We start from the raw sequence: 922 nt of genomic DNA, 5'->3' as shown, positions 1-922 counted from the left end.
CCGCAGACGCTGCCGGCGTGCAAGAACGAGCGTAACCGTCGTACCGAGCTGAACGTCCAGAACCAGTAAGACGTCCGGTTCACCGCTGCACCCGAAGCCCGGCCTTGCGCCGGGCTTCTTTTTTGCGGCCGCTGGTCGGCCGTTCGTTCAGGGATGTTAAAAAATCCTAGCGGCCGTGTAATCATTCAGCTCGGCCTGTTCAGGAGCGCTACGGCCTGGCTGCCGTTTCCGACCTTCTTTTGGAGTTACACATGAAGATCCGCATGCTGAGCACCGCACTGCTCGCCGGCCTTGCGTTCGCCCAAGCCGCGCAGGCGCAGACGTTCGACGACCGCTGGTACCTCTCCGGCGACGTTGGCTTCAACGTCCAGGACAACGCCCGTGGTACGCGCAACGCGCCGTTCGGCGCGATTGGCATCGGCAAGCCCATCAACCCCAACTGGTCGTTCGAAGCCCAGCTCAACTACCAGAACCCGCGCAATGACGCGAACCAGGATCTGTGGTGGAGCCAGTACGGCATCTCCTTCGACGCCCGCCGCTTCTTCCGTGCGGAAGGCCGTGCGTGGAACCCGTACGTGCTCCTCGGCGGCGGCTACCAGCGTTCGGAAGAGGAATACGACGCGTTCCCGAGCCCGAATTCCCCCGGCCAGCGTGAAGACGGCAACCTTGCCGCCAAGATCGGCGCCGGTATCGAGGGCGACGCCGGCCCGGTCCGCATCCGTGGCGAGCTCGCGTGGCGCACCGATTTCGACGACCAGAGCATCGCCGCGCCCGACAAGAGCGGCTTCGGTGACCTGCTGGCTTCGGTCGGCGTGATCATCCCGCTCGGCGCCCCGGCTGCTGCTCCGGTGGCTCCGCCGCCGGCCGTGACCTGCGCCGACAAGGACGACGACGGCGACGGTGTGAACAACTGCGACGACAA

1 protein-coding gene is annotated in these 922 nt (G+C 65.5%); it reads left to right on the top strand.

Features of this window, described 5'->3' with window-relative positions; all coding sequences use genetic code 11:
• Positions 1-251: 251 nt before the first annotated feature.
• On the top strand, positions 252-922 hold a 671-nt coding region (locus ACKTTN_RS14720), incomplete at its 3' end, for an outer membrane beta-barrel protein (protein ID WP_407910653.1).

The organism is Lysobacter claricitrinus (assembly GCF_045866565.1).
GTDB lineage: Bacteria > Pseudomonadota > Gammaproteobacteria > Xanthomonadales > Xanthomonadaceae > Cognatilysobacter > Cognatilysobacter claricitrinus.
The sequence above is the reverse complement of the archived record's forward strand: the minus strand, read 5'-3'. Positions and strand labels throughout refer to the sequence as shown.